This is a genomic window from Bacillus sp. KNSH39 (assembly GCF_052656585.1).
In genome coordinates, this window is the sequence record NZ_JBQXYO010000001.1 from 3,668,534 (window position 1) to 3,684,741 (window position 16,208).

22 protein-coding genes are annotated in these 16,208 nt (G+C 38.0%); 2 read left to right on the top strand and 20 right to left on the bottom strand.

All coding sequences use genetic code 11. The features are described 5' to 3' along the window. Positions 1-25 precede the first annotated feature (25 nt). The 10 genes from atpB to ACUL40_RS18825 form a co-directional block, all read right to left on the bottom strand. Positions 26-745 carry a F0F1 ATP synthase subunit A gene (gene atpB, locus ACUL40_RS18780; RefSeq protein ID WP_000399871.1) on the bottom strand — a complete coding sequence of 240 codons (720 nt, stop codon included), beginning with the start codon at positions 743-745 and terminating at the stop codon, positions 26-28. Positions 746-752: 7 nt separating this feature from the next. Further along, on the bottom strand, positions 753-1,145 hold the full coding sequence (locus ACUL40_RS18785; protein ID WP_000567600.1) for an ATP synthase subunit I: 393 nt from the start codon (positions 1,143-1,145) through the stop codon (positions 753-755). Next, a complete protein-coding gene (locus ACUL40_RS18790; protein ID WP_001171222.1) occupies positions 1,145-1,369 on the bottom strand; it encodes an AtpZ/AtpI family protein in 225 nt (74 codons plus the stop codon). Before ACUL40_RS18790 ends, ACUL40_RS18785 begins: the two co-directional genes overlap by 1 nt. Before the next feature lie 26 nt (positions 1,370-1,395). After that, positions 1,396-1,509: a DUF4024 domain-containing protein gene (locus tag ACUL40_RS18795; protein ID WP_000232962.1), complete on the bottom strand. Its 114-nt coding sequence runs from the start codon at positions 1,507-1,509 to the stop codon at positions 1,396-1,398. Between the two features lie 379 nt (positions 1,510-1,888). Beyond that, positions 1,889-2,518, bottom strand: coding sequence for a uracil phosphoribosyltransferase (gene upp / locus ACUL40_RS18800; RefSeq protein ID WP_000517539.1), 630 nt, complete (start codon positions 2,516-2,518; stop codon positions 1,889-1,891). 272 nt (positions 2,519-2,790) lie between these two features. Then, positions 2,791-4,032, bottom strand: a complete 1,242-nt coding sequence (gene glyA, locus ACUL40_RS18805; protein ID WP_000349805.1) for a serine hydroxymethyltransferase — start codon at positions 4,030-4,032, stop codon at positions 2,791-2,793. A gap of 253 nt (positions 4,033-4,285) precedes the next feature. Next, positions 4,286-4,858 carry a TIGR01440 family protein gene (locus tag ACUL40_RS18810; protein ID WP_000136379.1) on the bottom strand — a complete coding sequence of 191 codons (573 nt, stop codon included), beginning with the start codon at positions 4,856-4,858 and terminating at the stop codon, positions 4,286-4,288. 66 nt (positions 4,859-4,924) lie between these two features. Then, on the bottom strand, positions 4,925-5,368 hold the full coding sequence (rpiB, locus tag ACUL40_RS18815; RefSeq protein WP_000869538.1) for a ribose 5-phosphate isomerase B: 444 nt from the start codon (positions 5,366-5,368) through the stop codon (positions 4,925-4,927). A 97-nt stretch (positions 5,369-5,465) separates the two neighbouring features. Continuing rightward, positions 5,466-5,906, bottom strand: a complete 441-nt coding sequence (locus ACUL40_RS18820; RefSeq protein WP_445422777.1) for a low molecular weight protein arginine phosphatase — start codon at positions 5,904-5,906, stop codon at positions 5,466-5,468. Positions 5,907-6,148: 242 nt separating this feature from the next. Next, positions 6,149-6,646, bottom strand: coding sequence for a PTS sugar transporter subunit IIA (locus ACUL40_RS18825; RefSeq protein ID WP_000473665.1), 498 nt, complete (start codon positions 6,644-6,646; stop codon positions 6,149-6,151). Positions 6,647-7,032: 386 nt separating this feature from the next. Between ACUL40_RS18825 and ACUL40_RS18830 the strand changes: the two genes are divergently transcribed. Then, on the top strand, positions 7,033-7,419 hold the full coding sequence (locus ACUL40_RS18830; protein ID WP_000968616.1) for a DoxX family protein: 387 nt from the start codon (positions 7,033-7,035) through the stop codon (positions 7,417-7,419). Positions 7,420-7,577: 158 nt separating this feature from the next. After that, positions 7,578-8,189, top strand: a complete 612-nt coding sequence (locus ACUL40_RS18835) for a flavin reductase family protein (RefSeq protein ID WP_000949055.1) — start codon at positions 7,578-7,580, stop codon at positions 8,187-8,189. Positions 8,190-8,505: 316 nt separating this feature from the next. On the opposite strand, the gene ACUL40_RS18840 is transcribed toward ACUL40_RS18835, so the two are convergent. The 10 genes from ACUL40_RS18840 to ACUL40_RS18885 all read right to left on the bottom strand — a co-directional run bounded on the left by ACUL40_RS18840 (position 8,506) and on the right by ACUL40_RS18885 (position 15,527). Further along, positions 8,506-8,784: a DUF3935 domain-containing protein gene (locus tag ACUL40_RS18840; protein WP_000197472.1), complete on the bottom strand. Its 279-nt coding sequence runs from the start codon at positions 8,782-8,784 to the stop codon at positions 8,506-8,508. A gap of 79 nt (positions 8,785-8,863) precedes the next feature. Then, positions 8,864-8,995, bottom strand: a complete 132-nt coding sequence (locus ACUL40_RS18845) for a hypothetical protein (RefSeq protein WP_001037634.1) — start codon at positions 8,993-8,995, stop codon at positions 8,864-8,866. Positions 8,996-9,014: 19 nt separating this feature from the next. Continuing rightward, on the bottom strand, positions 9,015-9,563 hold the full coding sequence (locus ACUL40_RS18850) for a manganese efflux pump MntP (protein WP_000142475.1): 549 nt from the start codon (positions 9,561-9,563) through the stop codon (positions 9,015-9,017). A 77-nt stretch (positions 9,564-9,640) separates the two neighbouring features. After that, positions 9,641-10,681: an L-threonylcarbamoyladenylate synthase gene (locus tag ACUL40_RS18855; protein ID WP_000557353.1), complete on the bottom strand. Its 1,041-nt coding sequence runs from the start codon at positions 10,679-10,681 to the stop codon at positions 9,641-9,643. A gap of 108 nt (positions 10,682-10,789) precedes the next feature. Continuing rightward, positions 10,790-11,248 (bottom strand): mechanosensitive ion channel protein, encoded by a 459-nt coding sequence (locus ACUL40_RS18860; RefSeq protein WP_000758437.1) that lies wholly within the window; start codon positions 11,246-11,248, stop codon positions 10,790-10,792. A gap of 49 nt (positions 11,249-11,297) precedes the next feature. Continuing rightward, complete coding sequence (gene spoIIR / locus ACUL40_RS18865) at positions 11,298-12,164, bottom strand: stage II sporulation protein R (RefSeq protein WP_000745065.1); 867 nt, start codon at positions 12,162-12,164, stop codon at positions 11,298-11,300. Between the two features lie 112 nt (positions 12,165-12,276). Further along, positions 12,277-13,128, bottom strand: a complete 852-nt coding sequence (prmC, locus tag ACUL40_RS18870; protein ID WP_001267062.1) for a peptide chain release factor N(5)-glutamine methyltransferase — start codon at positions 13,126-13,128, stop codon at positions 12,277-12,279. Next, positions 13,128-14,195: a peptide chain release factor 1 gene (gene prfA, locus ACUL40_RS18875; RefSeq protein ID WP_000887064.1), complete on the bottom strand. Its 1,068-nt coding sequence runs from the start codon at positions 14,193-14,195 to the stop codon at positions 13,128-13,130. Before prfA ends, prmC begins: the two co-directional genes overlap by 1 nt. Positions 14,196-14,585: 390 nt before the next feature. Continuing rightward, positions 14,586-15,173 carry a thymidine kinase gene (locus tag ACUL40_RS18880; RefSeq protein WP_000280859.1) on the bottom strand — a complete coding sequence of 196 codons (588 nt, stop codon included), beginning with the start codon at positions 15,171-15,173 and terminating at the stop codon, positions 14,586-14,588. 108 nt (positions 15,174-15,281) lie between these two features. After that, on the bottom strand, positions 15,282-15,527 hold the full coding sequence (locus tag ACUL40_RS18885) for a type B 50S ribosomal protein L31 (protein WP_000643433.1): 246 nt from the start codon (positions 15,525-15,527) through the stop codon (positions 15,282-15,284). Between the last annotated feature and the right edge of the window lie 681 nt (positions 15,528-16,208).

Consider the following 16,208-nt stretch of genomic DNA (forward strand, 5'->3'; position numbering starts at 1 on the left):
TAAATTTTTTCTTACTTAAATTATATTAATGGTCATGGCTTACTTTATGAGCCATATAAACCATCGTTAACATAACGAAAATAAATGCTTGGATTGATCCAACGAATACACTGAATCCCATCCATGCTAACATTGGTACAAGCGCACCTAATGCCCCAAGGACTGATGCTCCGCCCAACTTAGCAAGTAATCCTAATAAGATCTCACCTGCATAAATGTTACCAAATAAACGAAGACCTAACGTTAATGTGTTAGCAAACTCCTCAATAACCTTTAATGGGAATAAGAATTTCATAGGTTGGAAATAACCTTTTACGTACTCTTTCGTACCCTTCATCTTAATTCCATAATAATGGGTGAGGGTAACTACCATCACGGCTAATGTTAATGTAACTGCTGGATCAGACGTTGGTGATCTCCACCATGCAATATGTTCGCCAGCTTCAGTTGCTGAATACATGAATGGTAAACCAAGGAAGTTCGATACGATGATAAACATGATAAGCGTAACGCCAAGCGTTAAGAAACGTCCACCTGTTTTCCAGTCCATCGTACTATTGATAATCCCTTTCACGAAGTCAAACACCCATTCCATGAAGTTTTGCATCCCGGTTGGGCGAAGAGCTAAGCTGCGAGTTCCGATAACAGCGATTAAGAAAACAATAACTGCTGCTACAGTAACCATCATAACTGATGACAAATCGAACGTTAAACCTAGAAATTCAACTAATTTACCGTGTTCCACTAGTAATTCACCTCTCTTCCCTGCTCTTATACTCTAAATAAAGAAAATCTATGATCATGACAAGGTATCCTGTCAGCAATCCTACACCTAGGCCCCACATCGCGATTAACTCTTGATATTTGGCTGCAAATAAAATTAATAACCCAATCGTGGCGAATCTTGAATATGTACTTACCGCTGTTGCCTTGAACTTCACGTTTTCTCCATTTGTTACGCGATCTAGCAGCTTGTCTGTTCTACGTGCAATGATGCGCAAACTAAGAAAACTGAAAATCGTACCGATAATCAGTCCAAGAAATACATCCTTGTAAGAGGTAAATCCCCATCCTAGCACTAGAAGCGCAAGCAAGTAGTACATATATTTCTTTTGTCTTTGGACAAGTCCATGTACGTCTATCATCATTGCTCTCCCGAATAGTAATGTCGAATGAGTCGAATCATTGCGTATATCCCTGTTCCTAGTCCGAGTAATAACCCTATAATAAGAAACAACGGAAACGTTCCAACCTTATTATCAATCCACTGCCCACCAAAGATTCCAACAAGAATAGAACCGACTAATTGAGCAAGAATACCTGACATTAAAGCATAAGCTTTTATATGGCTGCGATCGTTTTTTTGCAAGGATTCATCCCTCCAATATGTAACCCTCATTCACGATGTGTTAATAATAACTCATTTTTTTGCATAAATCCTATACAAAACAAAAAGTTTACATTTTCGTCACGGAATAGATGTAATTTTGTCACTGAAAGCCCTACCATCTATCCCCGTTGTTAGCATACAATAGGGTATTAACAGTGTCAACGAGAAATCGTAAAAAATCTAAAAATTTGAGTATTAGGCATTTCCTCCCAAAAATGAAAACGTTCCCCTTCTAAATACTGGTTACATATATGCAATTTCTAACAGTTTTCTCTTTATAATAGAAGGAAATGTTCACAAGTTTGTCACTATTATATTTTCGAGATATAACGCTTTTCTTCCATAATATAGTGTTCCTCAGACGTAAGACTTCTATATTATATGTGAGGTGTATGCAACTTATGTTGTATATACGATGTATATTTATCCTCTCCCCCTCCCCTACTTGCTTACAGCAAAAAAGACGAGCTGGGGAATCTCCCCTGCTCGTCAGTTGTCTTACTTCGTTCCGAATAAACGGTCACCAGCATCACCAAGACCTGGTACTACATATCCGTGGTCATTTAATTTCTCATCTAATGCTGCTACATAAATATCAACATCAGGATGTTCTTCTTGTACTACTTTTACCCCTTCTGGAGCTGCAACGATACACATTAATTTAATTTGTTTCGCACCGCGCTTTTTCAGAGAGTTAATTGCTTCAGCCGCAGAACCACCTGTTGCTAGCATCGGATCTAGTACGATAAAGTCACGCTCTTCTACATCCGTTGGAAGTTTCACATAGTATTCTACCGGTTGCAATGTTTTAGGGTCACGGTATAAACCAACGTGTCCTACTTTTGCTGCTGGAATTAATTTCAGAATTCCATCAACCATTCCTAAACCTGCACGTAAAATCGGAATTAAACCAAGTTTTTTACCAGCGATCACTTTTGTTGTCGCTTTGCTTACAGGTGTTTCAATTTCAATGTCCTTAAGTGGAAGGTCGCGAGTAATTTCGAAAGCCATTAAGCTTGCTACTTCGTCCACTAATTCACGAAAATCTTTCGTACCTGTATTCTTATCGCGAATATATGTAATCTTATGTTGAATTAACGGGTGATCAAATACATACAGTTTTCCCATGTGAATCTCTCCTTTAGATGATATTCATGCGTTTGCACGCTTTTTTACACTATTTACGATTGTAAAGAAAACGCTACTAATATTCAAGGGCAAATTTGGCAAAATCATGATTTTACAATGAATCTATCTAGTATCTTTACCAATTATGGGAGCTGTATCCTTCATTATATCGCCAAAATTTATTCATCATTTGTATACATACTTTAAAAATAATATATGTCCAAAAAAAAGACCGCCAAAACAATTAAGTCTCGGCAGTCTTCTTCAATCTATTATAGATTTGGATACATTGGGAATTTGCTAGTTAACGCTTCTACACGCTTACGTGCTTCTTCTAATGCAGCTTCATTTTCATGATTTTTTAATGTATAAGCAATAAGTGACGCAATTTCATCCATTTCTTCTAAACCGAAACCACGAGATGTTACAGCTGCTGTACCGATACGTACACCACTTGTTACAAATGGGCTTGCTGTTTCAAATGGAATTGTATTTTTGTTCACTGTAATACCAACTTCATCTAATACGTGCTCTGCTACTTTACCTGTGATTTCTAAGTTACGAACATCAATCAAGATTAAGTGATTGTCTGTTCCGCCAGAAACAAGTGTAAGTCCTTCTTTTTGAAGACCTTCAGCTAAGCGGTTCGCATTGTTAATGATATTTTGTGCATATGTTTTGAAATCATCTTGAAGTGCTTCACCAAATGCAACAGCTTTTGCAGCGATTACGTGCATAAGTGGACCACCTTGAATACCAGGGAAGATTGATTTATCAATTTGTTTTGCAAATTGCTCTTCACATAAAATCATACCACCACGCGGACCACGTAACGTTTTATGTGTTGTCGTTGTAACGAAATGTGCATGTGGTACTGGATTTGGATGTAAACCAGCAGCTACTAAACCTGCGATATGTGCCATATCAACCATTAAATAAGCGCCCACTTCATCTGCAATCTCACGGAATCGCTTGAAATCGATAACACGAGGGTATGCACTTGCACCTGCAACGATTAATTTTGGTTTATGTTCTTTCGCTTTTGCTAATACATCATCGTAATTAATACGGTGAGAGTCAGCATCCACGCCATATTCTACGAAATTATATTGTACTCCACTGAAGTTAACAGGGCTTCCGTGTGTTAAGTGACCACCATGAGATAAGTTCATACCAAGTACTGTATCGCCTTGCTCTAAAATCGTGAAGTATACTGCCATGTTCGCTTGTGCACCAGAGTGTGGTTGAACATTTACGTGCTCTGCGCCGAAAATTTCTTTCACGCGATCACGTGCGATATCTTCTACTACGTCTACGTGTTCACAGCCACCATAGTAACGTTTTCCAGGATATCCTTCAGCATACTTATTCGTTAAAACAGAACCTTGTGCCTCCATTACTGCTTCACTTACAAAGTTTTCCGAAGCAATTAACTCAATCTTTGAACGCTGTCTTCCTAGTTCTGCCTCAATTGCAGCAAATACCTTTTCATCTTGACGTTTTAAATGATCCACCAAAATCCCCCTTTTCTGAACGAATTACATCGATTCCCAACAGTTTTTTCTTATTTATTCAGAAAAAACGAAAATTCAGGTTGTAATTCTTTCGAACCTTCATGTTTTCAACTACATTCTAACATGACTTTCTATATCATAAAAGAAAAAAAAGACCGAAAATCGGTCTTTTCTTTCTTCTATTACAAAGTCAGACAACATACCTTTTATCTTATGATAAACAGGTACTATATGACTTCCTAATTTCTCATATTTAACGGCAAGTGGTAGTCTCTTCCACTGCCGCATAGACAGCACGTGCTCCACCAATTAGTTTTCCACGTGTTTTGGCCATCGTTACATGCGCACTTCCAATTTCCTTCACACTTGTACGAACCGGAACAGCTACATGCTTTAAATGCATACCGATAAATGTATCACCAATATCCATTCCTGCATCAGCTTTAATAAACTCAACTACTACCGGATCTTTCAAATTGTGATACGCGTATGTCCCCAATGCACCACCTGCTGATCTAACAGGCGTAACTGTTACAATTTCAAATTGATATTTTATCGCTACTTCTCTCTCAACTACTAAAGCACGGTTTAAATGCTCACAACATTGAAACGCTAATTCAATACCTGTTTGCTCTTGAAATTGTTTTAACTCAGAGAAAATCGCCTCTGCTACTTCCATCGTTCCTGATGTTCCAATTCTTTCGCCTAGCACTTCGCTCGTGCTACAACCCACTACAAAAATTTGACCGCTTTGTAATGAAGCTTGTTCTTGGAAATCAGAAAGCGACATTTGTAGCTGTTCTCTTACCTTTACGATTTCTGTCATTACGCCTCTTCCTTTCACAGGTTGGTTCACCAAATTATATTTCACACTACTGATAGTTAGAATCTATTACTTTGTTTCGTATGTTTTAATTTTTCCTACGCGGTTTTCGTGACGACCACCTTCATAATCAGTTGTTAACCAAATTTTCGCGATATCACGCGCTAGACCAGCACCAATTACACGCTCGCCCATTGCTAGCATGTTAGTGTCATTATGCTCTCTCGTCGCTTTCGCGCTGAAAGTATCATGAACTAACGCACAACGGATACCATTTACTTTGTTTGCTGCGATTGACATACCAATGCCTGTCCCACAAACTAAAATACCACGATCTACTTCACCATTCGCTACCATTTCAGCTGCTGGAAACGCAAAGTCAGGGTAATCAACAGAACCAGCTTCACATTCACAACCTAAATCAATATATTCAATATTTAACTCTTCTAATAAATTTACAAGTTCTTTGCGGATATTCATACCGCCGTGATCAGATGCTATTACTACTTTCATTTTTACCCCTCCAAAGTTTCAATCAATTACCTTCATTTCACACTCGCTACCTCATATAGGAAGAAGTGATCTCCAATATCGTATTATACACGAAACATCAACCTACTGAATGTTTTTTCAGTAAAGTTTGTACAAGTTTTTCCATCTCATCTAACGTTTCTTTATAAATAGAAAGCGAGCCTCCAAATGGATCTGAAATGTCATTGCCTATACCTTCAGTTAATCCATATAACGTATTTAATTTCTTTTCAACGCTCGGATAATGCCCAAGTACAATTTGCTTATGGTTTTCTGTCATCGTTACGACAATATCAGCCCAATCAAGCAAAGTTTCATTTACTTGCTGCGCCGCATGATCAATTGAAATTCCTTTTTCAGCTAAAGCTTCCTTCGCATGTACCGATGCATCGCTCCCAGGATAGGCGAAAACACCAGCAGATTGCACTTCAAACTTATCTCCTCCGTGATGACGAAGCAACGCCTCAGCCATTGGACTACGACATGTATTGCCAGTACAAACAAATAACACTCGTTTCATTCAAACCCACCCCTATATTCGATTTCTTATCATTCATCATAACTTACATTAGAATAGAACAAAAGAAATGTGAATATACAAAAGGCGCATTTCTCTTATATTTTTTCTAAGAAAAATGCGCCTTATCCACATATATGTGAAACCCTATTTCCAAGTGCCTAGAGTATTTTAACATACATACTGAACACGCAACAAAAATAAGGAATCCATTTCATACGAAACGGATTCCTCTTATATTGCAATTATTTCATTGTAACTTTCATTACTTCTGTTGAACCTTTTGTAGCTGCTACGCCTACAGTTGTCTTAATAGACTCAGCTGCATCTGTGTTTGTAATAACAATTGGAGTAATTGTGCTTTTCGCTTTTTCACGAATTAATTCTAAGTCGAATGAGATTAATTTATCTCCAGCTTTCACAGCTTGGCCTTCAGAAACGTGAGCTTCGAAACCTTCACCTTCCATTTTTACAGTTTCTAATCCAACGTGGATTAAAATTTCTGTACCGTTTTTCGCTTTAATTCCGATAGCATGTTTTGTGTGGAATAATTGTACGATTTCACCATCAACTGGAGATACAACTACACCTTCAGTAGGATCAATTGCAACACCGTCACCCATCATACGACCAGCAAATACTGGATCTGGTACTTCTTCAATATTTTTCACTGCTCCAGTTAATGGAGCTACGATTGTTTCTTCATTTGTTTTTGAACCAAGACCGAATAATTTTTTAAACATAGGATAGTCCTCCTTATAATTTACCTAAAAGTTTATAGGGCAATCCCTAGTAAAACTCGGGATACATGTAAGACTTCATACTTCGAATATTATACTGTAAAAACGCTTTCGAAATAAATTATGTCATTACTAATAGACTCTTATTGTAGCGCTTCACAAAATTCCAGTCAATTCTGATTGTCTGAATAACAATTAGAAGTTAACTTCTATTTATATTTTCTCTTTTTTTGCCCAACTTGTCTAGAGGTCTTTACTACATTTTATTTTTTGTTGTTAATTTGTAAAATTTAATTCAAACTTTTTTCAAAATCCACTTGACTATAGTAAGTAACTATTTTATTATTACTTACATAAGGTAAGTTAATAACTTTTAGGAGGTTTTTAAAATGATGGATTTCGGTCTACTTATTATTCGTCTTATTATAGGAATTACATTCATGGGTCATGGCGCTCAAAAATTATTTGGTTGGTTCGGCGGTTACGGTTTAAAAGGAACAGGTGGCTGGATGGAGTCAATCGGTTTACGTCCTGGTGTATTTATGGCATTTATGGCTGGCGCAACTGAATTACTAGGTGGTTTCTTATTCGCATCAGGTATTTTCATTGTAGTTGGTTCATTATTTATCGTTGGAACAATGTTAATGGCTATCTTCACTGTTCACGGAAAAAATGGTTACTGGGTAACACAAAACGGATATGAATATAACTTAATGTTAATCGCTGTCGCTGTTGGTGTAGCTTTAATCGGACCTGGCGCATACGTTTTACTTTAATTTTTATCTCAAATTTGAGATTCTCGAAAAAGAACTTACTTCATTACAATTGAAGTAAGTTCTTTTTATGAAACAAAATATTATTTCCAGCAGGATTTTCTCATCGTTATCTTGTAAACAAACAATAAGTATTCATATTTAGAAAGGGGATTACAAGCATGTTATCCATTAATCCAAATGAACAAACTGAAAAAGATAATTACAAATTACTTACCGGAAGTATCATCCCTCGTCCTGTCGCATTCGTTACTTCTGTAACAAAAGAAGGTGTACTAAACGGAGCACCATATAGTTATTTCAATATTGTCGCTGCTAATCCACCACTTATCTCAGTATCTGTACAACGAAAAGCAGGAGAAAGAAAGGACACTTCCCGAAACGCAATTGAAAAAGGAGAATTTGTCGTACATATTTCTGACGAATCATATGTAGCAGCAATTAACGAAACAGCAGCTAACCTCCCGCCAAATGAAAGTGAAATTGAACTAGCAAAACTAACACCAATCGAAAGTGAAGTCATCTCTGTTCCAGGTGTAAAAGAAGCAAATATTCGAATGGAATGCGTATTAGAACGTGCAATTCCACTTGGCGGAACGGAAGACTCACCAGCTTGTGATCTACTAATTGGACGCGTCGTTCGTTTCCACGTTGCCGAACATCTATATGAAAAAGGGCGCATTCACGCAGAAGGACTCAAACCAATAAGCCGCCTAGCAGGACACAACTATGCAAAATTAGGAGAACAATTTGAATTGGTTAGGCCAGTTTAAAAGTGGAAGTGGCCCGTTTAGCTCTGACCAGCTAAGGTTCTCTCGCACAAAAGGTGCTTTTTACCTTTCGTGCGGGAGGTTCTTAGATGCGAAGAGCTGGCCACTGGAACTGGATAATATCTAAAAGCGGAAGCGGCTCGTTCAGAATGGGAGGAGGATGGAGCTTCTGACGTAGAGGCGCTTTTTGCCTCACAGGAAGACGCGAAGCCACCGACCATTCTAGCCGCTGGAGCTGGATAACATCTAAAAGCGGAGGCAGCTAGATTCCTCCCATCACTCAAATATAAAATCCCCTGCTTTTTAGCAGGGGATTTTATCATTGTAATTCTTCCTTCTTTTCCTCTAAAGTAGGCATTTTCTCTTTTTTCGGCTTCCCTAGCTTAATTACGAAGAAGTATAGGGAAAGCAATGTAATAAGAAAAACAATTAAAAACGGGTACGGAGAGTAAAAGGCACGCGCCGCCTCAGTCTTTCCCGCAACAAATTTCAATGACTCAATATCTAAAAACTCAGCAAACATTTGTACACCGAGCATACTAAACCAAAAAACAAAAAAACTAATAATAATACCAAAAACTTGCTTCAATCTCGTCATTCATCTCATCCTTTCTATATCTGTAATTTTTAGCGTAATAAATATAGTACAAACAAAATATTCACAGAAAGGAACTATCTCACCATTCACGAATTAACTTAATCCAACCTAACATCGAAATTTGCAAAATAATACCCCAAATTATAAGTCTTCTTAGCCATCGAGGAAAGAAGGTTAAAAATTTAACATACCATTCCAATAGCTTGTTCATAATTCCCTCCTACATAAAATTATATAGGAAAAAGGATATATAATCCAAACCCAACCAAAATGATACCACCTACTATCTCACCGTATGTACCGAGCATATCTTTCGCATGTCTCCCAATTAATAAACCAATCCACGCTAATAACATGCTAACAAATCCAAACAGTAAAATCGTAATAATTGTCTGTGCCCCATAAATACCAAGACTAAGCCCTACTGAGAAACTATCTATACTGACGCCAAATGCAAATACGAATAAACTAATTCCAATAGGGGCAGTTCTAGTCTCTTCATTTTGTAAAATGGTCGAATATACGATATAAAACCCTAGTCCGATTAATAAAATAGCACCCGCAAAATGTGCGATATCTCCATATTTCTCTGATAAAAAACGACCTAGTACCATTCCTATAAACGGCATAATAATATGAAATATCCCTATCGTCATACCAATATACAGGATTTGTCTTAACTTTAGGGGCATCATCCCCATACCAAGACTCACCGAGAACGCATCCATCCCTAAGGCGAATGCCATAATTATTAAAGGTATTAGCTGTTCAAACGTCATTCATGCCCCTCCTTGGACGTGCTACTTCACAATATGCTTATCCAAGGAGAAATATTCTGTTTGCTAATCTTACCTTATCATTCAATAATAATATGATGTCCTGCCGCTTTTGTTAAACGATTCATAATTGCATTCCCTATTCCTTCATTAGGGAATGACTCACTAAAAATAACATCCACTTCACTTGCATCAAATGTTCTAAGTACATCATATAATTTAGTCGCAACGCTAGCTAAGTCACTTCTAACACCACAAGATAATATAACATCTGCACTATATACATGCTGATACTCTTCTGTCGTTAATACGCCTACTTTAAATCCTTCTTTCTTTTTCTCATCCACAAGATGCTGAATAAACTCACGTGAGCCCTCGACAATACTAAGTGGTGCTTTCGGCGCATAATGTGTGTATTTCATTCCAGGCGATTTCGGTTTTTCCTTCTCATCCTTTAAAGCTGGATCTAAAGAAACAGTACCTATCACCGCTTCTAATTGTTCTTTCGTAATCCCACCTGGACGTAATATTGTTGGAACCGTGCTTGTACAATCAATTACAGTTGATTCAACGCCTACTCCAGTTGCACCACCATCAACAATACCTGCAATCTTCCCATTCAAATCTTCATATACGTGAGAAGCTAATGTTGGACTTGGACGCCCTGAACGATTCGCACTTGGTGCCGCAACAGGTACATTCGCCTCTTCAATAAGAGCAAGTGCAATTGGATGATCAGGCATTCTTACTCCAACCGTATTAAGTCCTGCCGTCACCTTCTCTGAAATTCCTTCTTTTCTCGGCAAAATAATTGTTAATGGTCCTGGCCAAAAATGCGCCATTAACTTCTCTGCAACTGGTGGAATTTCTTTCACAATCCCATCTAACTGAGATTTTGTACCTATGTGGACAATGAGTGGATTATCACTCGGTCTTCCTTTCGCTTCGAAAATTTTCGCGATTGCTTCATCATCCATCGCGTTTGCCCCTAACCCATATACTGTTTCCGTAGGGAAAGCAACCGCCTCATTTTCTCTTAATAATTTTGCTGCTTCTTGTAACTGTGGATAATATTTTTTTCTTTCCACAACATTATCCACAACCCACATATTTGTATGCATTTTTTTCCACGTCCTTTTCTAGCCTTAAATACTTGTCTATTTTTAGTTTACTATGAGATTTATCCAAAAGACAAACAAGGTTTATCCACAAAATGTGGATAAACCTAATTAATCCGTGGATAACTTTGTGAATAGCTGACAATTTAGTATTATTGCATTCTGCTCTTTTATATTTTTACAAAAATGTTCTAGCTGTTGAATTCCCTCTGGAACCTCATCCTTTTCTATAGTAAAAAAGTCAAAGAACTGAAAGATCGGTACAGATTGTGGATGATTTGTTAGTAAGTACAATTGTTGAACACTTTTTTCTTTCATATACTGCAAAAACATTTCAAAAAAATATAAGAAAGTCTGTTTATCCACATGAGGTGTGAATAAACAAGAACGAATAAGTACATCTTCCCCACTTTGTTCATAACCAATTACAGCTCGTATTTCTTCCGCCTCTTCCAAAATCATAAATTGTGCGTACAACTCATTTATTTTATCATCTTTTTTATTAGCTTGTCCGAAAAAAGAATGTAATCTTTCCACATCTGCTTTCGTAGCAAAATACACTTTCTTCATAATAAATCCCTCCTCATTTTTATATATGAGGAGGGATTTATTAATAGTACTATTTAGAGAATAAAGATGTAAAAGCTTCTACAATAAACAATTTAACTTCTGGCTTTTCTTCTTCCTCTTCTACTTTTACATACTCATTTTGCTGTTCTTGTTTTTTCTCCACAGATTTCTCCACTTTTTCCACATTTTTTGTTTCTTCTTTACTTACAGGCTGCTCTTCGACTTTTGTTTCATTTTTCACTACTTTCTTTTCAGAAGCTGTTACTTTTTTTACTGCTTCCCGCTTTACAACTTTCGTTTCTTTTACCTCATCCTCTTTTTTCTCTTCTACATTTACTACTTCTTCATTATCTATTTGTTTTACTTGCTCCTCTTCAGGAGATTCAGCCTTCACAACATGTTCTTCTTTCCTTACAGCTGTACCACTTGAAAAATCTAAGAAACACATCGGTGGAAATAATACACACCACCAGTTTGCCCCTTCACCTTCCCCAATTGTAATTAAGACTGCTTCATATTCCCCTGCCGGATAAATAAAATTCCCATATACCTTTGTAGGAAACTTTACATTCTTACTAAATTTCACTTGAAATGATTCTTTACTTCCTTCTCTTTTTAACGTATTTTCCACCGTTTTCTCGATTTCTGGAATATGACTTTGAATTACTTTGCGCGCCTCTTCAAATGAAGTTAAATCCGCTACCCATCCATCAATTTGTGCTTTTACTTCATCACGCACTTTACGCTTTAATGCCTGGTCTTTATCTGAATCACTATTTGCTAAAATTCGTAATCGAACGGCCTCTTTCGGAATAACTGAAGGCCCTTTCGCATCAGCTTTCATATATCCAAACTGCACAAGTAACTGTGCACCAATTAATAGTATAAGAAGATAAGCAATAACTTGTTTTTTCATTTCCTCCACCGTCCCTTCTACAAACAGTGTGGACAGACTTTCATCTTTCTAAACTATTAAATTCAAAATCTATATGAATTTTTCCACAAAAAAATAGAGTAAGGTGTGAACCTTACTCCATCTCTGCAAATACCATACGATCTTTTCCGTTAATATCGAAAACAACCTCAACATGAGCATGTGGAAAAGCTTGTTGTAACAATCTTTTTACATCCTCACCTTGTCCTACTCCAATTTCAAACGCCACAATCGCTTTCTTCTGCAACACATTCGGCAATTCTTCCATAAAACGGCGATAGAAATCTAATCCGTCTTCACCACCAACAAGTGCTCTCTTCGGCTCATGCTCTTTCACAACTGGAGAAAGACCACGCCAATCCTCTTCCGGTATATATGGAGGATTTGAAACAACAATATCTAGCTTTTGACCCGTTTTATGAAATGGTGACAATAAATCACCGTGATAGAACGTTACTTCTGCACCTAAAGCTTTTGCATTTTCTTTTGCAACTTCAATCGACTCTTGTGCAATATCTACTGTATACACATGAAGATTTTTATTTTCTAAAGCAAGCGTAATAGAAATCGCTCCACTACCTGTACCTATATCTGCTACATGTAGTTTCTCATCACCAAAATGGCGCTCGATTCTTTCTAATACTCCCACTATAAGCTCTTCTGTTTCCGGCCTTGGTATTAATACTTCTTCATTCACAAAGAAAGACCGTCCATAAAACATTTCATAACCAATCATATATTGAATAGGAATACCTTCTACATGCTTATGGATAAACTCCGTAAAGCTTTTCTCTTGTTCCTCAGTTATTTCTTCACGCATATTCATAAGTAATCCTGTTCTGTTCACCTTTAATACATGACAAAGGACAATTTCTCCCGCATTTTCATCTCGTCCATTTTCCTGTAAAAAAGAAGAAGCCCATTTCAGGGCTTCATAGACACGCATTACTCAGCTGCCTCCATCTTTTGAGCCTGATCTTCCATCACTAAGGCATTGATGAAATCATCTAACTTACCTTGTAAGATTTGATCTAGCTTTTGAATCGTTAAACCGATTCGATGGTCTGTAACACGGTTTTGCGGGAAGTTATACGTACGAATACGCTCTGAACGATCTCCCGTACCAACAGCTTGTTTACGGTTTTGATCATACTCAGCTTGCGCTTCTTGTCTAAACTTATCATAAACACGTGCGCGTAATACTTTCATCGCTTTTTCTTTATTCTTGATCTGTGATTTCTCATCCTGACAAGATACAACTACACCAGTCGGTAAATGCGTTAAACGCACCGCTGACATCGTTGTATTAACGCTCTGTCCACCAGGTCCACTAGAAGCGAATGTATCAACACGAACATCTTTCTCATGAATATCAATTTCTACTTCTTCTGCCTCTGGTAATACAGCTACAGTTGCTGTAGATGTATGAATACGTCCACCAGATTCCGTTTCAGGAACACGTTGTACACGGTGAGCACCATTCTCGAATTTCAGCTTCGCGAAAGCACCTTTACCATTAATCATAAAGATAATCTCTTTATATCCACCTAACTCTGTATAGCTAGCCTCAATAATCTCCGTTTTCCAGCCCTGTACCTCAGCGTAACGGCTATACATACGGTATAAGTCACCAGCAAATAAAGCTGCCTCGTCTCCACCAGCAGCTCCACGAACCTCAACGATAACGTTCTTATCATCATTAGGGTCTTTTGGAACAAGTAAAATTTTCAGACGCTCTGATAATGTTTTATCTTGTGATTCTAACTCAGAAACTTCTTCTTTTACCATTTCACGCATTTCTGCGTCTAACTTATCTTCTAACATTGCTTTCGCATCTTTTAATTGCTCACGAACATCCTTATACTCACGATACACCTCTACCGTTTCCTGTATATCAGACTGTTCCTTTGAATATTCACGAAGCTTATTTGAATCACTAATAATCGCTGGATCACTTAACAATTCATTTAACTTCTCATAACGATTTTCTACAGCTTGCAAACGATCTAACACATCATTCACCTCTACATCCTAGTATCTAATACAAATAGTATATGGTACTTACTCAAAAAAACGCAAATTATATTTAAAAGCGCAAGCGGCTCGCTCAGAATCGCAGGCCATTGGAGCTCTCGACCTTGAAGCGCTTTTTGCTTCGAGCGAGAGAGCGAAATGGCCGGAGATTCTAGCCGCTGGAGCTAGATAATATATTTAAAAGTGGCAGTGGCTCTTTCAGCTCTGACCAGCTAAGGTTCTCTCGCACAGAAGACGTTTTTTGTCTTCTCGTGCGGGAGGTTCTTAAACGCAAGGACCTAGGAGGCGGAGCTAGATAATATCTAAAAGCAGCGGATCACACCACTCACACTCTCTATTTTGAAAAAAACCCGCCTTGCGCAGCGAGTTTTACTTATCTTTGTTTGCAGGTACTGCATGACAATGACGACAACGTGGTTCATACGATTCTGAAGCTCCAACTAAAATAATTGGATCATCAAATGCCGCTGGTTCTCCATCAATTAATCGTTGTGTACGACTTGCTGGAGATCCACATACAGAACATACTGCTTGTAGTTTTGTCACATGTTCAGCAATCGCCATCAGCTGAGGAACTTGTCCAAATGGTAGACCACGGAAATCTTGGTCTAAACCAGCTACAATGACACGATAGCCACGATTTGCCAATACTTGCACCACTTCCACAATGTCCCCATCAAAAAATTGCACCTCATCGATTGCAATAACATCCAGCTCTTCTGTAATATGTTCAAATATATCCTTTGAAGCTGAAACAGGAACTGCTTTTACCTTTAATCCGTTATGTGATACAACATCTTCTTCACTATATCGATTATCAATACATGGTTTAAATACAATTGCATGTTGTTTTGCAAATTGCGTACGGCGCACACGGCGGATTAGCTCTTCTGACTTGCCAGAAAACATACTACCGCAAATCACTTCAATCCAGCCATTTTGATTTATTAAGTACATGAAGCTCTCCTTTCATCTACTTTTCAGTTAAAAGTAGGGTAAAGGTATAATATTTTCGCAAAAAAAACAGACAAGCGAATACATACACTTGCCTGTTTTATGTTTTTATTACTTAAGACCGTATTTCTTATTGAAGCGGTCAACGCGTCCGTCTGCAGTAGCAAACTTCTGACGTCCAGTGTAGAATGGGTGAGAATCAGAACTGATCTCAACTTTTAGTAATGGATAAGTGTTACCATCTTCCCACTCAACAGTTTCGTTAGATCCTTTAGTAGATCCGCTTAAGAATTTGAAGCCTGTGTTTGTGTCCATGAATACAACTTTCTTGTAATCTGGGTGAATTCCTGCTTTCATTCTTTTCATCTCCTTCCGCCCTGAATCATTTTCGAAACAGAGTTTTTCATCTTCAGCTGCATACACAACTATATTGATGAAACACATATGATGAAATTATAACAAGGCTAACTTCATTTTGCAACTACCTGTTTTTGTCTTTTGAAATTAAAAGTGTAGACGGCTCGTTTAGCTCTGACCGGCTAAGGTTCTCTCGCACAAAAGGTGCTTTTTACCTTTAGTGCGGGAGGTTCTTAGACACGAAGAGCTAGCCGTCGGAACTAGATACAATTTAAAAGCAGAAGCGGCTCGTTCAGAATGGGAGGGGGATGGAGCTTCTGACGTAGAGGTGCTTTTTACCTTGTAGGAAGACGCGAAGCCACCGACCATTCTAGCCGCTGGAGCTGGATATTATCTTAAAAGTGGAGGTGGCTCGCTCAACTCTGACCAGTTAAGGTTCTTTCGCCCTAAAGGTGCTTTTTACCTTTCGGGCGGAAGGTTCTTAGATGCGAAGAGCTAGCCACCAGAACTGGATATTACTTAAGAATCCAGGACACTTCGAACTCTCGATCTTGAAGCGCTTTTTGCTTCATGCGAGAGAGCGAAATAACCGGAGATTTTAGCCGCTGGAGGGAGCTCATCCAGCTCTGACTAGCTCAGGTTCTTTCACTTATTTCTCTCTTTAATATCACCTAAACAGCA